Consider the following 1945-nt stretch of genomic DNA (forward strand, 5'->3'; position numbering starts at 1 on the left):
CATGCCTACCGAAAAAATCGACAACATCAGCGTGACCACCAAGGCCAACGTCTACTTTGACGGCAAATGCGTGAGCCACGGCATCACGCTGGCCGACGGCACCAAAAAATCGGTCGGCGTAATCCTTCCGGCCACCCTGACCTTTAATACCGGCGCGCCCGAGATCATGGAATGCGTGGCCGGTGCCTGTGAATACAAGCTGGCCGGCAGCGACAGCTGGGTCAGGTCTTCAGCCGGCGAAAAATTCAGCGTGCCGGGCAACGCCACGTTCGAAATCCGCGTCGCTGCCGGCGAAGCCGCCTATCACTACATCTGCTATTTCGGCTGACCCTTACATCACGTCTACGCATTCATCCCCAGGAACCCATTTCATGGCCACCATCCTCCAGAACCTTCCCGCCGGCCAGAAAGTCGGCATCGCCTTTTCGGGCGGCCTCGACACCAGCGCCGCACTGCACTGGATGAAGCTCAAGGGCGCGATCCCTTACGCCTATACCGCCAACCTCGGCCAGCCCGACGAGCCCGACTACGACGAAATCCCGCGCAAGGCGATGCAGTACGGCGCTGAAAAAGCCCGCCTGATCGACTGCCGTGCCCAGCTGGCCGCCGAAGGCATCGCCGCGCTGCAAAGCGGCGCCTTCCATATCACCACTGCGGGCGTGACCTACTTCAACACCACGCCGCTGGGCCGTGCCGTGACCGGCACCATGCTGGTGTCGGCGATGAAGGAAGACGACGTCAACATCTGGGGCGACGGCAGCACTTTCAAAGGCAACGACATCGAGCGCTTTTACCGCTACGGCCTGCTGACCAACCCGGGCCTGAAGATCTACAAACCCTGGCTGGACCAGCTCTTCATTGACGAGCTGGGCGGCCGCGCCGAGATGTCGGCCTTCATGACCAAGGCCGGCTTCGGCTACAAGATGTCGGCCGAAAAAGCCTACTCGACCGACTCCAACATGCTGGGCGCCACGCACGAAGCCAAAGACCTGGAAGAGCTCGCCACCGGCATGAAGATCGTCAACCCCATCATGGGCGTGGCCTTCTGGAAGGACGAAGTCGAAGTCAAGCGCGAAGAAGTGACCGTGCGCTTTGAAGAGGGCCGGCCCGTAGCGCTGAACGGCAAGACCTTCAGCAGCATGGTCGAGCTGATCCTGGAAGCCAACCGCATCGGCGGCCGCCACGGCCTGGGCATGAGCGACCAGATCGAAAACCGAATCATCGAAGCCAAGAGCCGCGGCATCTACGAAGCCCCCGGCCTCGCGCTGCTGTTCATCGCCTATGAGCGCCTGGTCACCGGCATCCACAACGAAGACACCATCGAACAATACCGCGACAACGGCCGCAAGCTCGGCCGCCTGCTGTACCAGGGCCGCTGGTTCGACCCGCAGGCCATCATGCTGCGCGAAACCGCCCAGCGCTGGGTGGCCAGCGCCATCACCGGCGAGGTCACGGTCGAACTGCGCCGCGGCAACGATTACTCCATCCTCAACACCGTCTCGGCCAACCTGACCTACAAGCCCGAACGCCTGAGCATGGAAAAGGTGGAAGACGCGCCTTTCTCGCCGGCAGACCGCATCGGCCAGCTGACTATGCGCAACCTGGACATCGTCGATACCCGCGACAAGCTGGGCATCTACACGCGCTCCGGGTTGCTGTCGCTGGAGCCCGGGGCTGCGATCCCACAGCTGGGCAAGACAGGCGAATAAAATCCGCGCTGAGAGCTTTCGGAAAAAACGGATGAAACCCTTTAGGGATAAGCGCAAGCAGCTATTAAAAACATAGCAAACGTCAAAAAGCCGCCTTCAGGCGGCTTTTTCGTTGGCCTTTCAACCCTCGGCCACGTGCTAATCCCCACCTCCGCCGCAACCTCCGCCGCATCCACCACCGTCGCTACCGCCATCACTGCCTCCGTCACCGTCACTACTGCCCTCGGATCCGCCGA

At 61.6% G+C, this 1945-nt stretch carries 2 protein-coding genes; both read left to right on the plus strand.

The window, feature by feature from the left end; translation table 11 throughout:
- The first annotated feature begins 1 nt into the window (after position 1).
- Entirely contained in the window at positions 2–328 is a 327-nt protein-coding gene (gene ppnP, locus AC1DWI_RS21105) for a pyrimidine/purine nucleoside phosphorylase (protein ID WP_477668077.1), read from the plus strand.
- 43 nt (positions 329–371) lie between these two features.
- Entirely contained in the window at positions 372–1709 is a 1338-nt protein-coding gene (gene argG / locus AC1DWI_RS21110) for an argininosuccinate synthase (RefSeq protein ID WP_477668078.1), read from the plus strand.
- The last annotated feature ends 236 nt before the right edge of the window (positions 1710–1945 follow it).

It is taken from the genome of Polaromonas sp. P3_C2 (genome assembly GCF_056402675.1).

Coding starts and splice junctions, on each gene's coding strand:
- argG (WP_477668078.1), top strand. CDS start 372: ATGGCCACCATCCTCCAGAACCTTCCCGCCGGCCAGAAAGTCGGCATC.
- ppnP (WP_477668077.1), top strand. CDS start 2: ATGCCTACCGAAAAAATCGACAACATCAGCGTGACCACCAAGGCCAAC.